Below are 23,674 nucleotides of genomic sequence, written 5' to 3' on the forward strand. Positions count from 1 at the left end.
AGATATCTGCGCCTTTTTTATGGGAGTGACGCTATGAAAATACTGCAAATTGCCGTCGGGATTATTCGCAACCCGCAAAACCAAATCTTCATCACCCAGCGCGCTGCTGACGCCCATATGGCGAACAAGTGGGAGTTTCCTGGCGGGAAAATCGAATCAGGAGAAACACCGGAAGAGGCGCTGGTGCGTGAGCTGCAGGAAGAGGTGGGGATTACCCCGCTTGGCGCCACGCTGTTCGATAAGCTGGAGTATCAGTTTCCCGACAGGCACATCACGCTGTGGTTCTGGCTGGTGGAAAGCTGGGAAGGTGAACCCTGGGGAAAAGAGGGACAGCCGGGTAACTGGGTGGAACTTCAGGTCAGTGATGCCGACAAATTCCCGCCAGCCAATGAGCCTGTGATCCGCCGCTTAGCGACAAACATGTAGGCCTGCCGAACGAATCGCCAGCAGGCTTTGAACGTTACTGCTGGCTTTCGCTCCAGTCATCGCTATCCGAGAGGTCGCCTTCGCTCGGAATTCGTTTCTCTTCCGCCGCCCATTCGCCCAGATCAATGAGCTGACAGCGCTTGCAGCAGAACGGGCGAAACGTACTCACTTCTCCCCAGACGACAGTTTTCCCACAGGTTGGGCAGTTTACGGTGGTGACGTCAGACATTGGCACTCCTTAACAACAGGCCAGTTCAAAATCGAGGCGTTCCGGCACGGTGCCATTTTCACTGTCCAGCGGCATAAAGCGGATCGCGAAACGGCTTTTATGCCCGGAAATTTGCGGATAAAGCTGCTCGCCAAGCGACAAATTTAGACGCAGAAGATCGGCGTCGTCGCCGTTGTCCTGATAAAAACCGTTGAGACTGGTTTGCTTGCGGAACGGGGCAGAGTTACGCACAAGATCGAGGATCAGCGATAGCGTCTGATTCATCGGCTCCAGGCTACCCAGCCAGCTGTTTACCTGGCGATCGCGCTGTTCCTGCGGCATATGCAGCCACATATGCAGCGTTGGCAGATCAAAGCTACAGCAACCGCCCGGTATGCTCAGGCGCTGGCGCACCAGCGCTATCAAACGGTCTTCTCGTAAATATTGCCCAACGCGCGGCGCGGCCATCAGCGTCGTGCTGCTGTTTTTCAACTGCTGGCGTAAGGCGTCAATTCGACTTTGATCCACGCCCGGTACTTCGGCCCAGGCCTGTAATTTACGCTGCTGGCGCTCCAGCTCTTTCAACAGCTCCGTGCGGACATCGCCACGTTCAATCACATCCAGCAGATCGCCTACGTTGCGAAAGAAGTGCAACGCCGTGGCATGATCGTTAACAGGCAGATGTTGTGAAAGCTGTTGGATGAGAAATTCAATGCGCAGCCAGGTACGCATTTTTTCATTGAGCGGGTGCTCAAAAAGGATGTGAGTCGACATTATGGTTTTTCCTGTGCAACGGCCTGCGCGGCGAAGGTTAGATACTGCTCGTGCAGGCGGGCAACATCCGATGCAATGGCATCTGGTGCGCCGTTATTATCAATAACATCATCCGCAACGGCAAGGCGCTGAGCGCGAGTGGCCTGAGCGGCAAGAATTTGTTCAGCATGTTCGCGCGAGACGTGGTCGCGCGTCATGGTTCGCTGGATTTGCGTCTCGGGTGTGACATCAATCACCAATACCCGATTGGCTTTCTTATGCAGCTGATTTTCTACCAGGAGCGGAACCACCCACAGGACATAGGGCGAGCGGGCTGCGGCTATCTGACGCTGAGTTTCCTGGTGGATAATGGGGTGGAGCAGGGCATTAAGCCAGGCTTTTTCCGCAGAATCGGAAAAAATATATTCGCGAAGCTGACGGCGGTTCAGTGTGCCATCGGCATTGATGATTGCCTGACCGAAATGGTCGGCGATGGCCTTTAGCGCGGGTGTATTGGGCTCTACCACCTGACGGGCAATAATATCAGCATCAATAATCGCGATGCCGAGACGAGAAAACGCGTCCGCAACGGTACTTTTGCCACTACCGATGCCGCCGGTTACTGCGACGATATACCCCATTAAATCAAATCCTGGGAATTATTCATTATGGAAATCAGTTGCTTAAAAAACAAACGTGCGACAGTAATTGTTTGATTCTCTTTACCGGCTTTTTACCAGGTAAATTTATAGGATTGTAGCGTAAAAAAAGAGAATTTCGCAGTCTTGCGGAGCAGGTATTAGTGCGTATGATAGCGTCACTGGAGTTGTGCTTTTAACATATTTGCCTCTAACCCCAGGAATCCGCACATGCGTATCGAAGAAGATCTGAAGTTAGGTTTCAAAGACGTTCTTATCCGCCCTAAACGCTCTACACTGAAAAGTCGCTCAGACGTTGAACTCGAACGTCAATTCACCTTTAAACATTCCGGTCAGACGTGGTCTGGCGTGCCAATCATTGCTGCCAACATGGATACAGTCGGTACCTTTGAGATGGCAACGGCGCTGGCTCAGTTCGATATTCTTACTGCAGTCCACAAGCACTACACTCCTGAAGAGTGGAATGCGTTTGTTGCGTCCGCCTCTGCTGACGTGGTGAAGCACGTGATGGTTTCCACCGGTACTTCCGATGCCGATTTCGAGAAAACCAAACAGATCCTGAATGCCAACCCGGCGCTTAGCTTCGTTTGTATTGATGTGGCGAACGGTTACTCCGAGCACTTCGTGCAGTTCGTCAGCAAGGCGCGCGAAGCTTGGCCGACCAAAACTATCATTGCGGGCAACGTGGTGACCGGTGAAATGTGTGAAGAGCTGATCCTTTCCGGTGCCGACATCGTGAAAGTGGGCATTGGCCCGGGCTCTGTATGCACCACGCGCGTGAAGACCGGAGTTGGTTATCCGCAGCTTTCCGCGGTCATTGAATGTGCCGACGCGGCGCACGGCCTGGGCGGCCAGATCATCAGCGACGGCGGTTGCACCATGCCGGGCGATGTCGCAAAGGCCTTTGGCGGCGGCGCGGACTTCGTGATGCTCGGCGGTATGCTGGCAGGCCACGAAGAGAGCGGCGGCACCGTGGTGGAAGAGAACGGCGAGAAATTCATGCTGTTCTACGGTATGAGCTCTGAATCCGCGATGACCCGTCACGTCGGTGGCGTGGCTAAATACCGTGCGGCAGAAGGCAAAACCGTGAAGCTGCCTCTGCGCGGCCCGGTTGAAAACACCGCGCGCGACATCCTGGGCGGCCTGCGCTCAGCCTGTACCTACGTGGGTGCATCCCGCCTGAAAGAGCTGACGAAACGCACAACGTTTATTCGCGTTCAGGAGCAGGAAAACCGCGTTTTCAATAGCCTGTAATGGCTTTCGCTGGCGCATGCTCGTGCGCCAGCGCTGCTGCACTACCCCGCGCTCATCACATCTCCCAGATGGAAAATCGGCAGATACATTGCCACCACCAGCGTGCCGATGATAACCCCCGTAACAACCAGGAGCAGTGGCTCCAGAAGCGCCGCCAGGTTGTCTGCACGTTGAAAGGTCTGTTCCGTGTGATGGCGAGCAAGGTTTGCCAGCATGACGTCCAGCGAACCTGACATCTCGCCGGTTCGTAAAAGCTGAATACAGAGCGGGGTAAACATTGCCGCCTTCTGAAAGGACGACCAGACGGGGAGACCTTTTTCAATGTTCTCGCGTATGCTGCGGAGTATTCCCTGCCAGTACCGGCTTTCAACAGTCTCTTCTGCACTTTCAAGGCCCTGTAAGAATGCAATGCCCGCCTGCTGCGTGAGCGACAGCACGGTGAAGATCTGCCCCAGCTTTTGCCCTCTCGCCAGCGCTCCCATTACGGGAAAACTCAGCAGAATACGCTGCCAGCGAGGATGGTGTCGCAGAGGCCAGGCTGCGGTTACGGGAACAAGCAGCATCGCGAACAGCGCAAGGGCATATGACTGCATAAACGCGGCTATCCCCATAACAATTCGCGTCAGCGCCGGAAGCGGGGTATTAAAGGTTTTGTAGATCGCGGCAAATTCGGGCAAAACCAGGGTGACCATTGCCAGCACGACGAGCACGGCCAGCGTCAGGACGATCGCCGGGTAGCGCAGCGCTTTTTTCACCTTCGCGCTGAGCTGCTGCTGCGCTTTTTGCTGCTCTGCAAGCTCTCGGCAGCACGCTTCAAGCTTCCCCGTTAGCTCTCCGGTTTTCACCATTGAGATATGCAGTGGGCTAAAGACCGCAGGCCACCGTTTGAGCGCCTCAGAAAAAGGACAGCCTTCACTGAGTTCATCGGCAACGTTTTGCAGTAGCCCCCGCCACGGTTCTACTGGATGTTGGTCTGCCAGCATTTGCAGACTATGCGCGAGCGGCAGCCCGGCCTGCAGAAGCGTTGCGAGCTGACGAAACATCTCGTAGCAGTGATGTGGACGCCAGCGGTGCCTTTGAGCGCATCGGGTCAGGGCCAGAGGATGGAGGTCGTTACGCATCAGCTTGGTGAAGGCTGCGTTGCGGTCGGTGGCCCAGAGTACCCCGTTTCGGGGTTCTCCTTCAGCGGAGATTGCTCGCCAGCGCCAGAGTTGATTAGCAGCCATCGGGCATACCCAGAACACGCACTAACTCTTCAAGCGTGGTCATCCCTTGTTCAACGGCCATGCAGCCGTGTTCAAACAGCGAGATGAGTCCAGCCTGTCGGGCGCTGGCTTCAATCACCTCGGTGCCTGCCCCGCTGGCAATAGCCTGGCGCAGGGGATTATCGATCGCAAGTACTTCAAAAATGGCCACGCGCCCGTAAAAACCGTGATAACAACGATCGCAGCCTGCAGGCTGCCAGCGAGGAAGTTGCCGCGGCCAAACCGAGCGCGGCAGGTCCGTATGCTCCCCTGTTTTCTGTCGGCAGTGCGGGCAAAGGCGCCGAACCAGCCGCTGGGCAATTACCATCGAGAGCGCGGAAGAGATCATCCAGCGCGCCACACCCATCTGCTCCAGACGAATGAGGGTTTCCGTCGTCGAGTTGGTGTGCAGCGTCGACAATACAAGATGCCCGGTCTGCGCGGCTTTAATGGCAATTTCTGCCGTTTCACCATCGCGAATTTCCCCGACCATAATGATGTCCGGATCCTGACGGAGCAGCGCTCTCAGTACGCTCTGGAATGTTAAGCCCGCGCAGGGGTTAACCTGCGTCTGATTTAACCCCGCAAGCGGGATCTCAATGGGATCCTCCACGCTGCAGATGTTGACGTCAGGGGTGTTACGCGCCTGCAGCGCGCTGTAGAGCGTTACGGTTTTGCCGCTGCCCGTCGGGCCGGTGACCAGAATTAGCCCCTGAGGCTGGTGGAGTACCTCATTAAAACAGGCCAGCTGTTTAGCGCTCATGCCAAGCGCGTTCGGCTCCAGCGCCTGCTGAACCTGATGTAGCAAACGCAGCACAATTTTCTCACCGCCGTTGCAGGGAAGCGTGGCGATACGAAACGAGACCGGCTCGTTTGTCAGCTCAATCGTAAACTGACCGTCCTGCGGCAAGCGTCGTTCCGCAATATCCAGATTACCCAGCACTTTTAACCGGGCGCTGAGCATCGTCGCCAGCGCGGCGGAAAGGGGAGGCTGCGGATAAAGTACCCCGTCGATACGTAAGCGGATCTGGCACGCGTGCTCCATTGGTTCGATATGGATGTCAGACGCGCGCTGGTTTACTGCCTGCTGCAGCGTGTGGTTGAGGATATCCACCGCGGAGTGGGGTTGCGAAACGACGGGCAGATGCGATTGCGCGGTTAACTGCCGGTGCTTTTCCATGCGTTCAGCGCTCCAGCATTCGATATCAATCCGCTTCTGGGTCGCGAAGCGCAGGGCCTCCATCAGTTCAGGCGCGGGGGTTCCCACGACGGCGATGCTAATCATGTCGCTGTCACTGGTGAGCAGCAGGGCATGGTGGCGAAGACAAAGCGCCACGAGTTGATCGGTGTTCATTATCCGCCCCTTAGTTAGTGTCGAAGCGGAAGACGTCTTCGCAGGCCTGCTTAAGCGCGCTGTCAGCACTGATATTGCAGTCACGCGTCCAGCCCGTCATACCGTTGCCGTTGCTCCACTGCGGCGTCATGGTTACCGTCAGCCCGTTCAGGCTCTCCTGGCCTGTTAAGGTCACGATCCCTTTCGCCACGCTCATTCCTGAAACGTAACGCGTCGTGGCAGGAGAGGGTATACCGTTACTGCCGGCATCGCAGCTTTCCACGCCGCCGCGATCGAGCGCGCAAAGCTCAATGGCAGTGCGATAGGGAACGAAAGTTTGCAGCATATCGGTGAGGGCTGCTTTACGCAGGTAGTTCTGATAGGCGGGAACGCCGATGGCGCTCAGAATCGCAATAATGCCAATGACCACCATCAGCTCAATGAGTGTGAATCCTTGTTGTCTGTCCATATCTGCTCCTTATGCAAAGTGGCGCTAGTTTGTCAGCGGGACAGGGCAGAAACGAGGGGCAAAAAAGAGAACGAGAAAGGAGCTTCAGAGAATTCATTCCGTGTTGCAGAGAAGGACAATGGATTTGCGAGCGAGGCTGAAATTCCCCTCTCCGGACAGAGAGGGGAGCGTGCGTTATTTGAAGCGCATTGAGAGATCGAGGGCGCGCACGTGCTTGGTCAGCGCGCCAACGGAGATGTAATCCACGCCGGTTTCGGCGAACTCACGGATCGTCTCGAAAGTGACGTTTCCGGACACTTCAAGCTGGGCCCGGCCGTTGGTCAGTTTCACCGCCTCGCGCATCTGCTCCGTTTCGAAGTTATCGAGCATGATGATATCGGCCCCGGCCTTAATCGCCTGCTCCAGCTCTTCCAGGCTTTCGACCTCCACCTCAACCGGCACATCCGGATGCAGCCAGAAGGCCTTTTCCACCGCCTGACGCACGGAGCCAGAAGCAATAATGTGGTTCTCTTTAATCAGGAAAGCATCGGACAGGCCCAGACGATGGTTTGCGCCGCCGCCGCAGAGCACCGCGTACTTCAGCGCAGTGCGCAGGCCCGGCAGCGTTTTGCGGGTATCAAGCAGTTGGGTACGGGTGCCGGCCAGCAGGTCAACGTAGCGGCGCACTTCACTGGCGACGCCAGAGAGCGTTTGGACAAAATTGAGCGCGGTACGCTCGCCGGTCAGTAATACGCGGGAAGGACCGTCCAGCTCGAACAGCGGCTGATTGGCGGTCACTGCATCACCATCATCAACGTGCCATGTCACCTGTACATCGTCACCCGCCAGCTGAGTAAAGACCTCTTCAACCCAACGCTTGCCGCAGAAAACGCCCTCCTCACGGGTGATAATGACCGCGTGCGAGCGTGTCTCTTTTGGCAACAATTGTGCGGTAATATCTTTATCGGCGTTAACGTCACCCCCCAGGTCTTCTTTCAACGCATGGGCGACGCTTGCCGGAATATCCATATTAATACGTTCCAGAAGCGCTTCACGTCGGTGGTCGGGGTTGTAGCGGCGAGGCGGCATGATAAAACTCCAAATTGGTAACGAATCATAATATTGAAACATGCTACTCTGAACCGAGTCATTGCACCATACAGAAGGAGTTCCAGCATGTTGTTAGAAAACGGATGGCTGGTGGATGCGCGGCATGTGCCCTCGCCGCACCACGACTGCCGCCCGGAGGATGAAAAGCCCACACTGCTGGTGGTTCATAATATTAGCCTCCCGCCGGGTGAGTTTGGCGGCCCGTGGATCGATGCGTTATTCACGGGAACGATAGATCCCAATGCTCATCCCTTCTTCGCTGAGATTGCGCATCTGCGCGTGTCGGCTCACTGCCTGATTCGCCGTGATGGTGAGGTAGTTCAGTATGTTCCTTTTGATAAGCGCGCCTGGCATGCCGGGGTATCGATGTATCACGGGCGCGAACGGTGCAACGATTTCTCGATTGGGATTGAGCTGGAAGGCACGGATACTACCCCCTACACCGATGCCCAGTATCAGCAGCTGGTTGCTATTACCCACACGCTTATCGGACTCTACCCGGCAATCGCCGACAATATTACCGGGCACAGCGATATCGCTCCGGCGAGAAAAACCGATCCCGGCCCGGCATTTGACTGGTCGCGGTTTCGCGCCATGCTTGCCGCGTCGTCAGAATAAGGAGATACCATGACGTTGTTTACCATGCTGCTGGTTATCATCGCTGAACGCCTGTTCAAGCTCGGCGAGCACTGGCAACTGGATCACCGGCTGGAGGTGTTGTTCCGCCGCATCAAGCACTTTTCCATGCTGCGCACGCTGCTGATGATGGCGGGCGTCATGCTGATTACCTTCCTGCTGCTGCGCTCGCTGTACGGACTCTTTTTCAACGTGCCGCTGCTGGTGGTGTGGATCCTGCTCGGCGTGCTGTGCATTGGTGCGGGCAAGGTGCGTTTGCACTATCACGCCTACCTGAAAGCCGCCTCCCGTGACGATGCCCACGCGCGCGGCGCGATGGCGAGCGAGCTGACGATGATCCACGGCGTGCCACCGGACTGCGACGAGCGCGAGTTCCTGCGCGAGCTGCAAAACGCGCTGCTGTGGATTAACTTCCGCTACTACCTTGCTCCGCTGTTCTGGTTTGTGGTGGGCGGCCCGTGGGGGCCGGTACTGCTGATGGGCTATTCGTTCCTGCGCGCCTGGCAGACCTGGCTTGCCCGTTATCTGACGCCGCATGAGCGTTTGCTCTCCGGCATTGATGCCATCCTGCACGTGCTCGACTGGCTTCCGGTGCGTCTGGTGGGCGTGGTGTACGCCTTAATTGGCCACGGTGAAAAAGCGCTGCCCGCATGGTTCGCTTCTCTTGGGGACCGCCATACGTCCCAGTACCAGGTGTTGACGCGCCTGGCGCAGTTCTCGCTGGCGCGCGAACCGCATACCGACAAGATCGAAACGCCAAAAGCCGCCGTTTCAATGGCGAAGAAAACCTCGTTTGTGGTGGTGGTGATTGTGGCGCTGCTGACGATTTACGGCACGCTGGTGTAACCCAGCGCGCCGCAGACGCTATAACGTATCCGCAGGCGGGATGCCGAAATCAGGCATCCCGTTTTCGTCCCAGCGGACAAGCTTCAGGCGAGTATGACGGTTCGGATCGTAAAGCGGATCGCCTTCAATTTCGGTGTAATTTCTTGCGTGGTATACCAATACATCTTCCCCTTCCGGCGTTTGCGTAAAGCTGTTGTGGCCTGGCCCGTACTGGCGGTTCTCGTAGCTGGTGACGAAAACCGGGCGAGGGGATTTGTGCCAGTTTGCCGGGTTTTGCGGATCGGCGTTCAGGTCTATCCACAGTAATCCCATGCAGTAGTTCTCATCGGTGGCGCTGGCGGAGTAGCTGATAAACAGCTTATCGCCGTGAACCAGCACCGCCGGACCTTCGTTGACCCAGAAACCACGGCATTCCCAGTCGTATTCTGGCTTGCTGAGCATCACCGGCTCGCCTTTCAGCGTCCACGGGTTCTCCATTTCGCACAGATAGAGGTTAGAGTTACCGGAAATATCCGGGGCTTTTTGCGCCCACAGGTACCAGCGTTTGCCCTGATGAACAAAGGTGGTGGCGTCCAGGGCGAAGGTGTCGAACGGGGTGTTGATTTGCCCTTTCTCGATCCAGGTACCGCTGAGCGGATCGCGGTCCGCACACTCAATCGCAAACATGCGGTGCTGGAACATCCCGAGCGCGTCGAGCGCCTGGGTGTGCGTCGCGGCAAAATAGATGTACCACTTGCCGTCAATGTGGTGCAGTTCCGGTGCCCAAATCAGCTGGCTCATCGGGCCGGTCTCGGGTTTGCGCCAGACCACTACCTCTTCAGCTCCGCGTAGTCCTTCCAGCGAGTCCGCGCGGCGGATCGCCAGCCTGTCGTACTGCGGCACGGAGGCAATAAAATAGTACTGTCCCTCATGGCGTAAAATGTACGGGTCGGCGCGTTGTTCGATAAACGGGTTGGGCCAGTTATGCATGCGGCTTTCCTTATTTAGTCTCAGCGGCTTTGAGTTCCTGATAGTCATTCAGCTCGCGGTAATTGTTGCGGCGTTTTTCCAGAACGGACTGGATCTGCTTCATGGTCTCACGGTCCACTTTCAGCAGACGTACCACCCCAGCGGTAATTAAGTATCCAATGCCCGGAATGACGGTAAAGAGCAGCACGATCCCGTTAATGGCGTCCGCGCTTTGCGCTTTTGCGCCCGCGTCATAACCGTACCAGGAGAGCAGGAAGCCGACCATCGCACCGGCAATCGCCAGGCCCAGTTTCAGGAAGAAGATGTTACCCGAGAAGCTGATCCCAGTGATGCGTTTCCCGGTTTTCCACTCGCCGTAGTCGTCCACGTCAGCCATCAGCGACCAGTGCAGCGGAGACGGGATCTGGTGCAGGATGTTCAGCAGGACGTAGAGCACCACGATGGTAACGGTGGCTTTCGGGTCGAAGAAATAGAAGGCGCAAGAGAATGCCGCCAGCACGATATTGGTCCAGAAGAAGACCTTCAGCTTACACCAGCGGTCGGTCAGCACTTTTGCCAGCACGCTGCCAAGCATCATGCCGACAACGCCCAGGCTGATAAACAGCGTGGCGAAGTGGGTGCTCTGGCCCATCACCCAGGTGACGTAATACATGGTCGCCGCCATGCGGATAAAGCCCGGGCAGACGTTGCACAGCGTCAGCAGCAAAATGCGCACCCACTGGTCGTTTTTCCACACGTCTTTCAGGTCGTTTTTCAGTTCGTCGTTGGTTTGCACTGCCGGACGCACGCGCTCGCGCACGGTGGCGAAGCAGAACAGGAACATACAGGTACCAATCAGTGCCAGGACGGTCATCGCCATCTGGTAGCCTTTGGCTTTGTTATCCCCGCCAAACCAGTCGGCCATCGGCAGCAGCGTTAAGGAGAGCAGCAGGGTGGCGATGCCGACCAGCACGAAGCGATACGACTGGCAGGCCACGCGCTCTTTTGGATCGTTGGTGATCACTCCACCTAACGAGCAGTAAGGGATGTTGATGGCCGTATAGGTTAACGAGAGCAGGAAGTAGGTGACAAACGCATAGATAACTTTGCTGTTATAGCTCCACTCCGGGGTGGTGAACATCAGAATGCTGAACAGCGCGTAGGGGAACGCAATCCACAGCAGCCATGGACGAAACCGGCCATATTTACTGCGGGTACGGTCGGCAATCGCCCCCATGATCGGGTCCGTTACGGCGTCAATCACGCGGACGGACAGCAGCAGCACGCCGACCAGCGCAGGCGCCAGGCCAAAAATATCCGTATAGAAATAGTTAACAAACAGCATGATGGCGCCGAAGATGATGTTGCATCCCGCGTCGCCCATCCCATAGCCGATCTTTTCTTTTACTGACAGTTTGTTGTTATCCATCGACAGCTCTCCGGTTTACGGTATGGGGAGAATTATTCGCTGGCAAAGGAATATATGCGTTGCAGTATCAGGGCGGTGATATGGATAAATATGCTGTTGGCGTGAAAGTGTGAAGGAGGTAACAACGCGCGGCACCCGCAAAAACAGGTGCCGCGGCGAGAGGTTTAGTGCGCCTTCATGGCATTACGGCTTTTCTGGCTGAAGAGATAGCCAACGCCAAGGATCGCAATCCAGACCGGGATCAGGTAGACGGAAATCGCCATGCCCGGCGTGATCAGCATGATCACCAGCACGGCCGCCATAAACAGCAGGCAAATCCAGTTACCCAGCGGATAGAGCAGGGCAGGGAAGCGCGTGGTGACGCCCTGCTGCTGTTTCGCGCGGCGGAACTTCATGTGCGCCAGACTGATCATCGCCCAGTTGATAACCAGAGCGGAGACTACCAGCGCCATCAGCAGGCCAAACGCCGATTCCGGTGCCATGTAGTTAATCAACACGCACAGCGCGGTCACGATGGCTGAAACAATGATGGTATTCACCGGCACGCCGCGTTTATCTACGTTGAGCAGCATCTTCGGCGCGTTGCCCTGCTGGGCCAGGCCGAACAGCATACGGCTGTTGCAGTATACGCAGCTGTTGTAAACGGAGAGCGCTGCGGTCAGCACCACGATGTTCAGGGCGTTGGCGACAAAGGTATCGCCCAGCTCGTGGAAGATGAGAACAAACGGGCTGGTGTCAGCGGTCACGCGCGTCCACGGCAGCAGGGAGAGCAGCACGGCCAGTGAGCCCACATAGAAGATCAGAATACGGTAGATAACCTGATTCGTGGCTTTCGGGATGCTTTGCTCCGGGTTATCGGCTTCGGCGGCGGTAATACCCACCAGCTCCAGGCCGCCGAAGGAGAACATAATGATCGCCATCATCATCACCAGACCAGTCATGCCGTGAGGCAGGAAGCCGCCCTGTTCCCAGAGGTTACGCACGGTAGCCTGCGGGCCGCCGTTGCCGCTGAACAGCAGCCAGCCACCGAAGATGATCATCGCCACAACGGCAATGACTTTGATAATGGCAAACCAGAACTCCATCTCGCCGAACACTTTTACGTTGGTCAGGTTAATGGCGTTGATAATCACGAAGAAGGCTGCAGCAGACGCCCAGGTGGGGATCTCGGGGTACCAGAACTGAATGTACTTCCCGACGGCGGTCAGCTCGGCCATAGCAACCAGAACGTACAGCACCCAGTAGTTCCAGCCGGAGGCGAAGCCCGCAAAGCTGCCCCAGTATTTATAGGCAAAGTGGCTGAACGAGCCTGCGACCGGCTCTTCAACGACCATTTCGCCAAGCTGGCGCATGATCAGAAAAGCGATGAAACCCGCAATCGCGTAACCCAAAATAATACCCGGACCGGCTGACTGGATAACGGATGCGCTGCCCAGAAACAGGCCGGTACCAATCGCACCGCCCAGTGCGATGAGCTGTATATGGCGGTTTTTAAGTCCGCGCTTTAGCTGATCGCCGTGCTGTTGAGCTTCCATTTGAAACCTCGTGTGTGGTTGTTATGTTCACGCTGTGCGTGTGTAATTATGAAAGTCCATATTCTGTATTTATTTCTTTACGGTTAAACAAACCGAAAAAAGCGGAGATGACTTCCGTAACCGCCAGAATAGTGGTAAGCGCCTGCGAATGCACCTGCTTTATGAAGGGATGCTGACGACTTGAATAAAAAGAAAGCATTTGTAAATCGGCCCGCTTATTCTTCCTAACCCAACCTATAGAATAGAAATGCTTCTTAAGTGGGCGAATTTTCATTATTTGCCATGTTGAATCGCTTCAGATTGCAAAACCCCTCGTTTCATTATGGTTAAAACTCCCTCTTTGGGAGTAATCAACTCATTTGTGCAAAGTTACATTTCTGAAACGTTATTTCTGTAAGGTTGTTAAAATGTGCAGGGTTTACTGATTTCAATCAAAACCAATATGGACAGAAGGTGAATACTTTGTTACTTTAGCGATACGAACTAGAAATTGGTAAGACCAATTGACTCCGGGCAAAAAGGCGTAAGACAGGGAATATGGCCTACAGCAAAATTCGCCAACCAAAACTATCTGATGTGATTGAGCAGCAGCTGGAGTTTTTAATCCTCGAAGGGACTCTGCGCCCGGGTGAGAAACTTCCGCCAGAACGCGAGCTGGCAAAACAGTTCGACGTTTCACGTCCCTCTCTGCGTGAGGCGATTCAACGCCTCGAAGCAAAGGGCTTGCTGCTTCGTCGCCAGGGCGGCGGAACCTTTGTGCAAAACAGCCTGTGGCAGAGCTTCAGCGATCCGCTTGTAGAACTTCTCTCTGACCACCCAGAATCCCAGTTTGACCTGCTTGAGACCCGTCACGCGCTTGAAGGTATTGCGGCCTATTACGCCGCCCTTCGCAGCACTGATGAAGATCGCGTGCGTATCCGCGAACTGCATCAGGCCATTGAACGGGCACAGCAGTCCGGCGATTTAGACGCCGAGTCCAGCGCCGTTGTCCAGTATCAAATCGCCGTCACCGAAGCGGCACACAACGTGGTGCTCCTCCATCTGCTACGCTGCATGGAGCCGATGCTGGCCCAGAACGTTCGTCAGAATTTTGAATTGTTGTATGCCCGTCGGGAGATGCTCCCGCTGGTAAGCAACCATCGCACCCGAGTATTCGAGGCGATAATGGCCGGGGAGCCGGAGCAGGCGCGCGAAGCGTCGCACCGTCACCTGGCTTTCATTGAGGAAATCTTGCTGGACCGCAGCCGTGAACAATCGCGTCGCGAACGTTCATTACGCCGCATACAGCAACGAAAGGATTAAGCGCCAGGTACTTTTAGAGCGCGGCAACTAAACGCAGAACCTGTCTTATTGTGTTCTTGCCCAAGAGCACAATGGGACAGGTTCCAGACAAATCAACGTATTAGATAGATAAGGAATACCCCCATGTCAGAACGTCTCCAAAATGACGTGGATCCGATCGAAACTCGCGACTGGCTACAGGCGATCGAATCGGTCATCCGTGAAGAAGGTGTTGAGCGCGCTCAGTATCTGATTGATCAGCTGCTTTCTGAAGCCCGCAAAGGCGGCGTGAAGGTTGCTTCAGGTGCAGGGGCTAGCAACTACGTAAACACGATTGCCGTTGAAGACGAACCGGAATACCCGGGCAATCTGGATCTGGAACGTCGTATCCGTTCTGCAATCCGCTGGAACGCCATCATGACCGTTCTGCGCGCGTCCAAGAAAGACCTGGAGCTGGGTGGCCACATGGCGTCCTTCCAGTCTTCTGCGACCGTTTACGAAGTGTGCTTCAACCACTTCTTCCGTGCAGCGAACGAGAAAGACGGCGGCGATCTGGTGTACTTCCAGGGCCACATCTCTCCGGGCATCTATGCACGTGCATTCCTGGAAGGTCGTCTGACTGAAGAGCAGATGAACAACTTCCGTCAGGAAGTTCACGGTAAAGGTCTGTCTTCTTATCCGCACCCTAAACTGATGCCTGAATTCTGGCAGTTCCCGACCGTATCTATGGGTCTGGGCCCAATCGGTGCGATCTACCAGGCTAAATTCCTGAAGTATCTGGAACACCGTGGTCTGAAAGACACCTCTGAGCAGACCGTTTACGCCTTCCTGGGCGACGGCGAAATGGATGAGCCAGAATCTAAAGGTGCGATCACCATCGCAACCCGTGAGAAGCTGGACAACCTGTGCTTCATCATCAACTGTAACCTGCAGCGTCTGGATGGTCCGGTAACCGGTAACGGCAAGATCATCAACGAACTGGAAGGCATCTTCGCAGGTGCTGGCTGGAACGTGATCAAAGTCATGTGGGGTTCCCGTTGGGACGAACTGCTGCGTAAAGACACCAGCGGTAAACTGATCCAGCTGATGAACGAAACCGTTGACGGCGACTACCAGACCTTCAAATCCAAAGACGGTGCCTACGTGCGTGAGCACTTCTTCGGTAAATACCCTGAAACCGCAGCGCTGGTTGCCGACTGGACTGATGAGCAGATCTGGGCCCTGAACCGCGGTGGTCACGATCCGAAGAAAATTTACGCTGCACTGAAAAAAGCGCGTGAAACCAAAGGTAAAGCGACTGTAATCCTGGCCCACACCATCAAAGGTTACGGCATGGGTGATACCGCAGAAGGTAAAAACATCGCTCACCAGGTTAAGAAAATGAACATGGACGGCGTGCGCTATATCCGCGACCGTTTCAACGTTCCAGTGACCGATGAGCAGGTAGAAAACCTGTCTTACATCACCTTCCCGGAAGGCTCTGAAGAGCACAAGTACCTGCACGAACGTCGTCAGGCGCTGAAAGGCTACCTGCCAGCTCGTCAGCCTAACTTCACCGAGAAGCTGGAACTGCCAGCGCTGGAAGACTTCTCTCAGCTGCTGGAAGAGCAGAACAAAGAGATCTCTACCACCATCGCTTTCGTTCGTGCCCTGAACGTGATGCTGAAGAACAAGTCGATCAAAGATCGTCTGGTTCCAATCATCGCCGACGAAGCGCGTACTTTCGGTATGGAAGGTCTGTTCCGTCAGATCGGTATTTACAGCCCGAACGGCCAGCAGTACACCCCGCAGGACCGTGAGCAGGTTGCATACTACAAAGAAGACGAGAAAGGTCAGATCCTTCAGGAAGGTATCAACGAGCTGGGCGCTGGCGCATCCTGGCTGGCTGCTGCGACCTCTTACAGCACCAACAACCTGCCGATGATCCCGTTCTACATCTACTACTCCATGTTCGGGTTCCAGCGTATCGGTGACCTGTGCTGGCAGGCAGGCGACCAGCAGGCTCGCGGCTTCCTGATCGGTGGTACTTCTGGTCGTACGACTCTGAACGGTGAAGGTCTGCAGCACGAAGATGGCCACAGCCACATTCAGTCTCTGACTATTCCTAACTGTATCTCTTACGACCCGTCCTACGCGTACGAAGTGGCAGTCATCATGCATGACGGCCTGCAGCGCATGTACGGTGAAGCGCAGGAGAACATTTACTACTACATCACCACCCTGAACGAAAACTACCACATGCCGGCAATGCCAGCAGGTGCCGAGGAAGGTATCCGTAAAGGTATCTACAAACTCGAAACCATTGAAGGTAGCAAAGGTAAAGTTCAGCTGCTGGGCTCCGGTTCTATCCTGCGTCACGTTCGTGAAGCAGCGCAGATCCTGGCGAAAGACTACGGCGTGGGTTCCGACGTGTACTCTGTGACTTCCTTCACCGAACTGGCGCGTGATGGCCAGGATTGTGAGCGCTGGAACATGCTGCACCCAATGGAAACCCCACGCGTTCCGTACATCGCTCAGGTGATGAACGACGCGCCAGCGGTGGCGTCCACTGACTATATGAAACTGTTCGCTGAGCAGGTTCGTACATACGTTCCAGCTGATGATTATCGCGTACTGGGTACTGACGGCTTCGGTCGTTCTGACAGCCGCGAAAACCTGCGTCACCACTTCGAAGTTGATGCTTCTTACGTGGTTGTAGCAGCACTGGGCGAACTGGCTAAACGTGGCGAAATCGATAAGAAAGTGGTTGCGGACGCAATTACCAAATTCAACATCGATGCAGAAAAAGTTAACCCGCGTCTGGCGTAAGAGGTAAAAGAATAATGGCTATCGAAATCAAAGTACCGGACATCGGGGCTGATGAAGTTGAAATCACCGAGATCCTGGTCAAAGTGGGCGACAAAGTTGAAGCTGAACAGTCGCTGATCACCGTAGAAGGCGATAAAGCCTCTATGGAAGTCCCGTCTCCTCAGGCTGGCATCGTTAAGGAGATCAAAGTCTCCGTTGGCGATAAAACCGAGACCGGCAAACTGATCATGATTTTCGATTCCGCCGACGGTGCAGCAGCTGCTGCACCTGCGCAGGAAGAGAAGAAAGAAGCCGCTCCGGCCGCCGCTGCTCCAGCAGCTGCCGCAGCAGCGAAAGAAGTGAACGTGCCTGACATCGGCGGTGACGAAGTTGAAGTCACTGAAATCCTGGTGAAAGTGGGCGATACCGTTGCGGCCGAGCAGTCACTGATCACCGTAGAAGGCGACAAAGCCTCTATGGAAGTACCAGCGCCATTCGCCGGTACCGTAAAAGAGATCAAGATCAACACCGGCGATAAAGTGTCTACCGGGTCGCTTATCATGATCTTCGAAGTGGCGGGTGCTGCACCTGCTGCCGCGCCTGCACAGGCCGCTGCTCCGGCTCCGGCCGCTGCACCAGCCGCTGCTGGCGGTGCGAAAGACGTTAACGTACCGGACATCGGCGGTGACGAAGTTGAAGTCACCGAAGTGATGGTAAAAGTGGGCGACAAAGTTGCCGCTGAACAGTCACTGATCACCGTTGAAGGCGACAAGGCTTCCATGGAAGTGCCTGCGCCGTTCGCCGGTACCGTTAAAGAGATCAAAATCAGCACCGGCGACAAAGTGTCTACCGGCTCCCTGATCATGGTCTTCGAAGTGGAAGGCGCTGCGCCTGCCGCAGCTCCGGCTGCCGCGGCTGCTCCAGCACCGGCTGCTGCACCGGCTCAGGCTGCTAAACCAGCCGCTGCCCCTGCTGCAAAAGCAGAAAAATCAGAGTTCGCTGAAAACGACGCTTACGTCCACGCGACTCCGCTGATTCGTCGCCTGGCGCGCGAATTCGGTGTGAACCTGGCGAAAGTGAAAGGTACCGGCCGTAAGGGGCGTATCCTGCGCGAAGACGTTCAGGCTTACGTGAAAGACGCGGTGAAACGCGCCGAAGCTGCACCTGCGGCAGCCGCTGGCGGCGGTATCCCGGGCATGCTGCCATGGCCGAAAGTGGACTTCAGCAAGTTCGGCGAAATCGAAGAAGTGGAGCTGGGCCGTATCCAGAAAATCTCTGGTGCGAACCTGAGCCGTAACTGGGTGATGATCCCGCACGTTACCCACTTCGACAAAACCGATATCACCGATCTGGAAGCGTTCCGTAAACAGCAGAACGCCGAAGCCGAGAAGCGTAAGCTGGACGTGAAATTCACCCCAGTGGTCTTCATCATGAAAGCCGTTGCCGCTGCTCTGGAGCAGATGCCACGCTTCAACAGCTCCCTGTCCGAAGACGGCCAGAAGCTGACGCTGAAGAAATACATCAACATCGGTGTTGCGGTAGATACGCCAAATGGTCTGGTTGTTCCGGTATTCAAAGACGTGAACAAGAAGAGCATCACTGAGCTGTCCCGTGAACTGACCACCATCTCCAAGAAAGCGCGTGATGGTAAGCTGACTGCCGGCGAAATGCAGGGCGGCTGCTTCACTATCTCCAGCATCGGCGGCCTGGGTACCACCCACTTCGCGCCGATTGTGAACGCGCCGGAAGTGGCTATCCTCGGTGTGTCCAAGTCCGCGATGGAGCCGGTGTGGAATGGCAAAGAGTTCGTGCCGCGTCTGATGATGCCAATCTCTCTGTCCTTCGACCACCGCGTGATCGACGGGGCTGATGGTGCGCGTTTCATCACCATCATCAACAACATGCTGAGCGACATTCGCCGCCTGGTGATGTAATCGAAAAGCCGGCCAGTCGGCCGGCTTTTTTCTGATAATCTCATGGTGTTTATGAGGTTATTGGTGAAAGCGACAATTCGTGAGCCGTTTGTTGTTTCAAAATTGTTAACAATTTTGTAAACTGCGGGCGGATAGAACGACCCGGTGGACGACGGGTATAAACTAAGAGGTCATGATGAGCACAGAAATCAAAACTCAGGTCGTAGTACTTGGGGCAGGCCCGGCAGGTTACTCCGCAGCATTCCGCGCCGCGGATTTAGGTCTGGAAACCGTCATCGTAGAGCGTTACAGCACCCTCGGCGGTGTTTGTCTGAACGTCGGCTGTATCCCTTCTAAAGCGCTGCTGCACGTAGCGAAAGTTATCGAAGAAGCCAAAGCGCTGGCTGAACACGGTATCGTCTTCGGCGAGCCGAAAACCGATATCGACAAAATTCGTACCTGGAAAGAGAAAGTTATCACTCAGCTGACCGGCGGTCTGGCGGGTATGGCCAAAGGCCGTAAAGTGAAAGTGGTAAACGGTCTGGGTAAATTCACCGGTGCGAACACCCTGGAAGTGGAAGGCGAAAACGGCAAAACCGTGATCAACTTCGACAACGCGATCATCGCGGCAGGCTCTCGCCCAATCGAACTGCCATTCATCCCACATGAAGATCCACGCGTGTGGGATTCCACCGATGCCCTGGAGCTGAAAACCGTTCCTAAGCGTCTGCTGGTTATGGGCGGCGGTATCATCGGTCTGGAAATGGGTACCGTGTACCATGCGCTGGGTTCAGACATTGACGTGGTTGAAATGTTCGACCAGGTTATCCCGGCTGCTGACAAAGATATCGTTAAAGTCTTCACCAAGCGCATCAGCAAGAAGTTTAACCTGATGCTGGAAACCAAAGTGACTGCCGTTGAAGCGAAAGAAGACGGTATTTACGTTTCCATGGAAGGCAAAAAAGCCCCATCCGAACCACAGCGTTACGACGCCGTGCTGGTGGCTATCGGTCGTGTACCGAACGGTAAAAACCTCGACGCGGGCAAGGCTGGCGTGGAAGTGGACGACCGTGGCTTCATCCGCGTTGACAAACAGCTGCGCACCAACGTGCCGCACATCTTTGCTATCGGCGACATCGTCGGTCAGCCAATGCTGGCGCACAAAGGCGTTCACGAAGGTCACGTTGCTGCTGAAGTTATCGCCGGCATGAAGCACTACTTCGATCCGAAAGTGATCCCATCTATCGCGTACACCGAGCCAGAAGTTGCATGGGTCGGTCTGACCGAGAAAGAAGCGAAAGAGAAAGGCATCAGCTACGAAACCGCCACCTTCCCGTGGGCTGCTTCTGGCCGTGCTATCGCTTCCGACTGCGCAGACGGTATGACCAAACTGATCTTCGACAAAGAGACTCACCGCGTAATCGGTGGTGCGATTGTCGGTACCAACGGCGGTGAGCTGCTGGGTGAAATCGGTCTGGCTATCGAAATGGGCTGTGATGCGGAAGATATCGCGCTGACCATCCACGCGCACCCGACGCTGCACGAGTCCGTGGGCCTGGCGGCTGAAGTGTTTGAAGGTAGCATTACTGACCTGCCAAACGCGAAAGCGAAGAAGAAATAAGTTTCTTCAGATGAAAAAAGCGGCCTGAGGCCGCTTTTTTTATGCGCGGCGTTCAGGGGGCTAAGGGCTGCCAGGTGTTATCAGGTGCGTATGAGGCCAGCGCCCGGGCCTTCTGCTCCGAATCGCTGCCGAGATCGGACTGGTACACCTTGTCGTCCTGGTTTATCACAAAGCTCATGACGCCTGTCTGACCATAGCTGACAGGCCACGCCACCATCGCGAAACCGTGATTATCGGGCAGGATGCGGAAGCGATAGCCATGGTAACCCGCGCTTGGCTCTTTAGGGCTAAATGCCGGACCAAGCGGGCTTGGCGCTTCGCCGGGCGAGACGGGCCAGTACAGACCGTCCTTTTTCCCCTCAGAACTGACAATCTTCTGCGCGTATTTCTGGTTCATTGCGAAATAGCTCTGCTGAGCGGCCACGTAAGCATGCAGGGCTTCGATGGCGGCAAGTTCGTTGCGCCCAATTTCGCGGGTCAGGATCTCCTCAGCGCCTTCTTTGATGTCAAACTGCCAGCCGGAGGCGGTTTTGATCACCGGAATGGGAAGTTGCCAGCCGCTGTCTCCGACAACCAGATGCGCTTTATCGCCTTCGACAATGGTGTTATGACGGACTTTCCAGTCGCGCAGAAAGCGATCGACTGCGTCAGGATCAACGCCTTCAGGGGGCAGGAAGTCGCGCCAGTTCTCACCGAGCAGGTTGCTCATCGCGCTTTCGTTTTGATCGCGGATGGCGCTTTCCAGCGCATTGGTAGCCTGTTCTGGTGAACTGAAGGATTGCTGCGCCATGACGGTCGCCGAGACCATGAACAACACCATTCCACTGAGTAATTTACGTTTCATGTCGGCTCCCTTAGCGATGACGGAATTCACGGTGTTCAGCACGTCCAGCCGCTGCCGGGCGTAGCTGCTGCTGACGAGCGGCGAGGCGTCTGCTTTGCGCCCCACGCTGCTGCTGCGCCTGCCAGTTGGCGGAACGGCTGTCGTTGCCGCTCAGTGCATTGGCCCGGAGCTGACTGTTTCGCTGCTGGAAGGGACGTTGCTGAGAAGGCTGGACCCGTTTCTCTTGTCTCTGTGCGGTGGTCTGGCGGTTTTCTCGCTGCTGCGTGGTGGCCCGCTTCGCCGTCTGCGGTTTGGTGTCATAGCCACGGTAGTTATTGCGCTGAGAAATCTGTTTCAGCTGTTCACTTGAGGCCTGTCGCTGCGCCGCTTTCGTGCCCGGGCGAGCAGTCTGTGGGAAGGTTTTACCTGTCGATTTCTCCATCTGGCTCAGCGCCGCCTGACGCTGGCTATCGCGATTAACCGGTTGTTGCGTTGCACTAAGCCCCGTGGCCGTGTCGGTGGAGTGGAAACGCGTGTTGAGCTGGTTTGTCGGGTAGGGGACACCTTCCCGATAGGCCGGGTTGTGCTGCCAGGTACGGTTGGCGTCCGCCAGACGTTGTCCGCTGATTTTATTGAAGTTCTCAACGTTAATATTGATGTTGTTATCACCGTTGCGGTTGTAGCCGCCGTGATTATCCCAGTCACCGTCATGATGATGGTCCCAGTCATCGTCATCATCCCAGTCGATGTTGCTGAAGATGGCATAAGTTGTGGCGACACCCAGGCTGAAACCTAAGCCGTTGACGAAGCTATTGCCAAACTGCTCCCCGGGTGACGGCGGGAGATAGGTTGGCGGATAGGCGGTATTAGGCCAGGTCCCGTAAACCGTATTGGGATTATAGGTGGGGACGTAAATCACCTGCGGGTCGGCAGATTCAATTTTGATCACCGTCGGGGCCGGTGCGGACGTGGTGGTTGACGTTGATTCGGTGGTGCTGGTTTTTGCAGGTGCGGGTTTCGTTACCGTGGTGACCGTCTGCTGAGGCGTAGATTGCAAGGCGCCGGTCTTCTGCGCCAGCGCGCGCAACCGTTGCACCGAATCCATCACATCTTTCGGCTGCGCGAGAAACGCATCGCCCAGATTTTGTACCCACGGCGGATTCTCTCCCATCAGCGACATAAGCTGAGGAAACGCGACCAGGGATTTTACGCTGGGATCCCAGGGCTGGCTGGCAACGGCCTGAATCGCGGCGTCCCCTTCCATTTTGGGGTTGTCTTTGGACCACTGTGCCGCTTGAATCACGTTAGCCGGGTAGGTCGAGGCCATCAAGATCTGTGACAGCAGAGCATCCGGATAGAGCGCAATGGGGGCAACCCACTGATCGATTTGCGCGGCAGTGTAGGTTGGCGCGACAACAGGGGCCGGCTGGGCTGCGGTAGGCGCTGACGGTGGTTGCGCGACGGGGGCTGGCGCAACGGGTTCCGTTGCACGACTTTTGACAAACATGACGCCTGAGGCGGCAAACAGCCCGGCACTGCACAGAAGGACAAGCAGATGTGGCTTAAAGGGCAACTTCATAAAATGACTCCAACGAGACAGGCGCTGTGCCGTGAGGCGTTACGGTTGGCGTGAGTATCATTCACCCGTCTTTTACTGTTTTGACTTTTATTGGGAAGCGTCCGGTACGTCCGGATAAAGAGTGTGAGTATTTATTACACAATTATATGCGATGCGGGAAAAGGCGCCGGGAATTCAGAAGGCCGCTCTTGCGAGCGGCCAGCAGCTAGTTGCCGAGGTTGACGACAAACAGCACCGTGATGTCGGATATGTTCCAGCCACCGTGCAGTGCGGTAAGCAGTAAACCGATCGCAACGATCAGCGCAGTGATTCGCATCTCCATTGCGTGCGTTCCTGTACAGGCTACGCGGGTTCATTCTTCACCGGGAAAGGCAGAACCTGGCAAGTTGGGATTGCCGCGTAGGTTACGGAACTGCTCCCGGGCCCGGTGACTGGTTGCTACACCAGCGAAGCAGGCCGAGGGGAAAGAGTAATCGACTCAGTGGTAATTCTAAAGGCGAGAGATGAATTTAAACGGGGTTTCATTCGAAATGGGAAGGTGCTACGCAAAATTGACATAATGGCTTGCAAGCCTGCAGGGTGTGATGCAAAATTCATTGCGTTGGGGTTGCCGCAAATCTGCCAACCCGGTGTGCTACCACCGCAAGGCAACAAAATAACCGCTACCAGGCGGTTTTTTTGTCCCCAAAATTCACCTCGTCTCCCCGCTACACCATGCTTAACGATTCAGCAAACTTTTTAATGTTGCTTTTTTGTAAACGGATTAACACTGTGCAGAAATCCTGCTATGCTGCCCGACGCGGTATCGGGCATTTACCCTACAAACTGCTGTCTCACAGGA

At 55.6% G+C, this 23,674-nt stretch carries 21 protein-coding genes; 8 read left to right on the top strand and 13 right to left on the bottom strand.

Features of this window, described 5'->3' with window-relative positions; all coding sequences use genetic code 11:
* Positions 1-33: 33 nt before the first annotated feature.
* Positions 34-426 (top strand): 8-oxo-dGTP diphosphatase MutT, encoded by a 393-nt coding sequence (gene mutT / locus IM271_RS08145; protein WP_028015515.1) that lies wholly within the window; start codon positions 34-36, stop codon positions 424-426.
* A gap of 34 nt (positions 427-460) precedes the next feature.
* Here mutT and yacG read toward each other — a convergent pair whose 3' ends face one another.
* The 3 genes from yacG to coaE are packed head-to-tail and all read right to left on the bottom strand — an operon-like array spanning position 461 to position 2,028.
* Positions 461-655 (bottom strand): DNA gyrase inhibitor YacG, encoded by a 195-nt coding sequence (yacG, locus tag IM271_RS08150; RefSeq protein WP_193052426.1) that lies wholly within the window; start codon positions 653-655, stop codon positions 461-463.
* A 9-nt stretch (positions 656-664) separates the two neighbouring features.
* Complete coding sequence (gene zapD / locus IM271_RS08155; protein WP_028015517.1) at positions 665-1,408, bottom strand: cell division protein ZapD; 744 nt, start codon at positions 1,406-1,408, stop codon at positions 665-667.
* The gene (gene coaE, locus IM271_RS08160; RefSeq protein WP_028015518.1) at positions 1,408-2,028 is read right to left on the bottom strand and encodes a dephospho-CoA kinase; all 621 of its coding nucleotides are present in this window, start codon (positions 2,026-2,028) and stop codon (positions 1,408-1,410) included. Before coaE ends, zapD begins: the two co-directional genes overlap by 1 nt.
* A gap of 228 nt (positions 2,029-2,256) precedes the next feature.
* On the opposite strand from coaE, the gene IM271_RS08165 reads away from it, so the two are divergent.
* Positions 2,257-3,300, top strand: coding sequence for a GMP reductase (locus IM271_RS08165; RefSeq protein ID WP_028015519.1), 1,044 nt, complete (start codon positions 2,257-2,259; stop codon positions 3,298-3,300).
* Between the two features lie 41 nt (positions 3,301-3,341).
* On the opposite strand, the gene hofC is transcribed toward IM271_RS08165, so the two are convergent.
* The 4 genes from hofC to nadC form a co-directional block, all read right to left on the bottom strand.
* Positions 3,342-4,526 carry a protein transport protein HofC gene (gene hofC / locus IM271_RS08170; protein ID WP_049000509.1) on the bottom strand — a complete coding sequence of 395 codons (1,185 nt, stop codon included), beginning with the start codon at positions 4,524-4,526 and terminating at the stop codon, positions 3,342-3,344.
* Positions 4,516-5,898, bottom strand: coding sequence for a type II secretion system protein GspE (gspE, locus tag IM271_RS08175; RefSeq protein WP_193052427.1), 1,383 nt, complete (start codon positions 5,896-5,898; stop codon positions 4,516-4,518). The genes hofC and gspE overlap by 11 nt, the downstream gene beginning before the upstream one ends.
* 10 nt (positions 5,899-5,908) lie before the next feature.
* Positions 5,909-6,346: a prepilin peptidase-dependent pilin gene (gene ppdD, locus IM271_RS08180; RefSeq protein ID WP_045259464.1), complete on the bottom strand. Its 438-nt coding sequence runs from the start codon at positions 6,344-6,346 to the stop codon at positions 5,909-5,911.
* 174 nt (positions 6,347-6,520) lie between these two features.
* Positions 6,521-7,414: a carboxylating nicotinate-nucleotide diphosphorylase gene (nadC, locus tag IM271_RS08185; protein ID WP_045259465.1), complete on the bottom strand. Its 894-nt coding sequence runs from the start codon at positions 7,412-7,414 to the stop codon at positions 6,521-6,523.
* Positions 7,415-7,501: 87 nt separating this feature from the next.
* Here nadC and ampD point away from each other — a divergent pair, with 87 nt between their 5' ends.
* Positions 7,502-8,053 (top strand): 1,6-anhydro-N-acetylmuramyl-L-alanine amidase AmpD, encoded by a 552-nt coding sequence (ampD, locus tag IM271_RS08190; RefSeq protein WP_116342530.1) that lies wholly within the window; start codon positions 7,502-7,504, stop codon positions 8,051-8,053.
* A 9-nt stretch (positions 8,054-8,062) separates the two neighbouring features.
* The gene (gene ampE / locus IM271_RS08195; RefSeq protein WP_041911235.1) at positions 8,063-8,917 is read left to right on the top strand and encodes a beta-lactamase regulator AmpE; all 855 of its coding nucleotides are present in this window, start codon (positions 8,063-8,065) and stop codon (positions 8,915-8,917) included.
* A gap of 18 nt (positions 8,918-8,935) precedes the next feature.
* On the opposite strand, the gene IM271_RS08200 is transcribed toward ampE, so the two are convergent.
* The 4 genes from IM271_RS08200 to IM271_RS08215 form a co-directional block, all read right to left on the bottom strand.
* On the bottom strand, positions 8,936-9,886 hold the full coding sequence (locus IM271_RS08200; protein ID WP_045259468.1) for a family 43 glycosylhydrolase: 951 nt from the start codon (positions 9,884-9,886) through the stop codon (positions 8,936-8,938).
* A 10-nt stretch (positions 9,887-9,896) separates the two neighbouring features.
* Positions 9,897-11,294: a glycoside-pentoside-hexuronide (GPH):cation symporter gene (locus IM271_RS08205; protein ID WP_193052428.1), complete on the bottom strand. Its 1,398-nt coding sequence runs from the start codon at positions 11,292-11,294 to the stop codon at positions 9,897-9,899.
* A gap of 164 nt (positions 11,295-11,458) precedes the next feature.
* Positions 11,459-12,829 (bottom strand): aromatic amino acid transporter AroP, encoded by a 1,371-nt coding sequence (aroP, locus tag IM271_RS08210; RefSeq protein WP_028015528.1) that lies wholly within the window; start codon positions 12,827-12,829, stop codon positions 11,459-11,461.
* Positions 12,830-12,875: 46 nt separating this feature from the next.
* Positions 12,876-13,103, bottom strand: a complete 228-nt coding sequence (locus IM271_RS08215; protein WP_193052441.1) for a hypothetical protein — start codon at positions 13,101-13,103, stop codon at positions 12,876-12,878.
* Positions 13,104-13,366: 263 nt separating this feature from the next.
* Here IM271_RS08215 and pdhR point away from each other — a divergent pair, with 263 nt between their 5' ends.
* From pdhR to lpdA, 4 genes are all read left to right on the top strand, one after another.
* Positions 13,367-14,131 (top strand): pyruvate dehydrogenase complex transcriptional repressor PdhR, encoded by a 765-nt coding sequence (gene pdhR / locus IM271_RS08220; protein WP_006173806.1) that lies wholly within the window; start codon positions 13,367-13,369, stop codon positions 14,129-14,131.
* Between the two features lie 123 nt (positions 14,132-14,254).
* Positions 14,255-16,918, top strand: coding sequence for a pyruvate dehydrogenase (acetyl-transferring), homodimeric type (gene aceE / locus IM271_RS08225; RefSeq protein ID WP_028015529.1), 2,664 nt, complete (start codon positions 14,255-14,257; stop codon positions 16,916-16,918).
* A gap of 14 nt (positions 16,919-16,932) precedes the next feature.
* Positions 16,933-18,831: a pyruvate dehydrogenase complex dihydrolipoyllysine-residue acetyltransferase gene (gene aceF, locus IM271_RS08230; RefSeq protein ID WP_136486631.1), complete on the top strand. Its 1,899-nt coding sequence runs from the start codon at positions 16,933-16,935 to the stop codon at positions 18,829-18,831.
* Positions 18,832-19,006: 175 nt separating this feature from the next.
* Positions 19,007-20,431, top strand: coding sequence for a dihydrolipoyl dehydrogenase (lpdA, locus tag IM271_RS08235; protein ID WP_023332094.1), 1,425 nt, complete (start codon positions 19,007-19,009; stop codon positions 20,429-20,431).
* Between the two features lie 52 nt (positions 20,432-20,483).
* Here the strand turns inward: lpdA and IM271_RS08240 are convergent, their stop codons facing one another.
* Together IM271_RS08240 and IM271_RS08245 are read right to left on the bottom strand one after the other, a co-directional pair.
* Positions 20,484-21,275: a DUF2950 family protein gene (locus IM271_RS08240; protein WP_193052429.1), complete on the bottom strand. Its 792-nt coding sequence runs from the start codon at positions 21,273-21,275 to the stop codon at positions 20,484-20,486.
* Between the two features lie 10 nt (positions 21,276-21,285).
* Entirely contained in the window at positions 21,286-22,833 is a 1,548-nt protein-coding gene (locus IM271_RS08245; RefSeq protein ID WP_193052430.1) for a DUF3300 domain-containing protein, read from the bottom strand.
* Positions 22,834-23,674 lie beyond the last annotated feature (841 nt).

This window comes from Enterobacter cloacae complex sp. I3, from assembly GCF_014896175.1.
In the GTDB taxonomy this organism is placed as follows: Bacteria; Pseudomonadota; Gammaproteobacteria; order Enterobacterales; family Enterobacteriaceae; genus Enterobacter; species Enterobacter bugandensis.

Coding starts and splice junctions, on each gene's coding strand:
- mutT (WP_028015515.1), top strand. CDS start 34: ATGAAAATACTGCAAATTGCCGTCGGGATTATTCGCAACCCGCAAAAC.
- yacG (WP_193052426.1), bottom strand. CDS start 655: ATGTCTGACGTCACCACCGTAAACTGCCCAACCTGTGGGAAAACTGTC.
- zapD (WP_028015517.1), bottom strand. CDS start 1,408: ATGTCGACTCACATCCTTTTTGAGCACCCGCTCAATGAAAAAATGCGT.
- coaE (WP_028015518.1), bottom strand. CDS start 2,028: ATGGGGTATATCGTCGCAGTAACCGGCGGCATCGGTAGTGGCAAAAGT.
- IM271_RS08165 (WP_028015519.1), top strand. CDS start 2,257: ATGCGTATCGAAGAAGATCTGAAGTTAGGTTTCAAAGACGTTCTTATC.
- hofC (WP_049000509.1), bottom strand. CDS start 4,526: ATGGCTGCTAATCAACTCTGGCGCTGGCGAGCAATCTCCGCTGAAGGA.
- gspE (WP_193052427.1), bottom strand. CDS start 5,898: ATGAACACCGATCAACTCGTGGCGCTTTGTCTTCGCCACCATGCCCTG.
- ppdD (WP_045259464.1), bottom strand. CDS start 6,346: ATGGACAGACAACAAGGATTCACACTCATTGAGCTGATGGTGGTCATT.
- nadC (WP_045259465.1), bottom strand. CDS start 7,414: ATGCCGCCTCGCCGCTACAACCCCGACCACCGACGTGAAGCGCTTCTG.
- ampD (WP_116342530.1), top strand. CDS start 7,502: ATGTTGTTAGAAAACGGATGGCTGGTGGATGCGCGGCATGTGCCCTCG.
- ampE (WP_041911235.1), top strand. CDS start 8,063: ATGACGTTGTTTACCATGCTGCTGGTTATCATCGCTGAACGCCTGTTC.
- IM271_RS08200 (WP_045259468.1), bottom strand. CDS start 9,886: ATGCATAACTGGCCCAACCCGTTTATCGAACAACGCGCCGACCCGTAC.
- IM271_RS08205 (WP_193052428.1), bottom strand. CDS start 11,294: ATGGATAACAACAAACTGTCAGTAAAAGAAAAGATCGGCTATGGGATG.
- aroP (WP_028015528.1), bottom strand. CDS start 12,829: ATGGAAGCTCAACAGCACGGCGATCAGCTAAAGCGCGGACTTAAAAAC.
- IM271_RS08215 (WP_193052441.1), bottom strand. CDS start 13,103: ATGAAAATTCGCCCACTTAAGAAGCATTTCTATTCTATAGGTTGGGTT.
- pdhR (WP_006173806.1), top strand. CDS start 13,367: ATGGCCTACAGCAAAATTCGCCAACCAAAACTATCTGATGTGATTGAG.
- aceE (WP_028015529.1), top strand. CDS start 14,255: ATGTCAGAACGTCTCCAAAATGACGTGGATCCGATCGAAACTCGCGAC.
- aceF (WP_136486631.1), top strand. CDS start 16,933: ATGGCTATCGAAATCAAAGTACCGGACATCGGGGCTGATGAAGTTGAA.
- lpdA (WP_023332094.1), top strand. CDS start 19,007: ATGAGCACAGAAATCAAAACTCAGGTCGTAGTACTTGGGGCAGGCCCG.
- IM271_RS08240 (WP_193052429.1), bottom strand. CDS start 21,275: ATGAAACGTAAATTACTCAGTGGAATGGTGTTGTTCATGGTCTCGGCG.
- IM271_RS08245 (WP_193052430.1), bottom strand. CDS start 22,833: ATGAAGTTGCCCTTTAAGCCACATCTGCTTGTCCTTCTGTGCAGTGCC.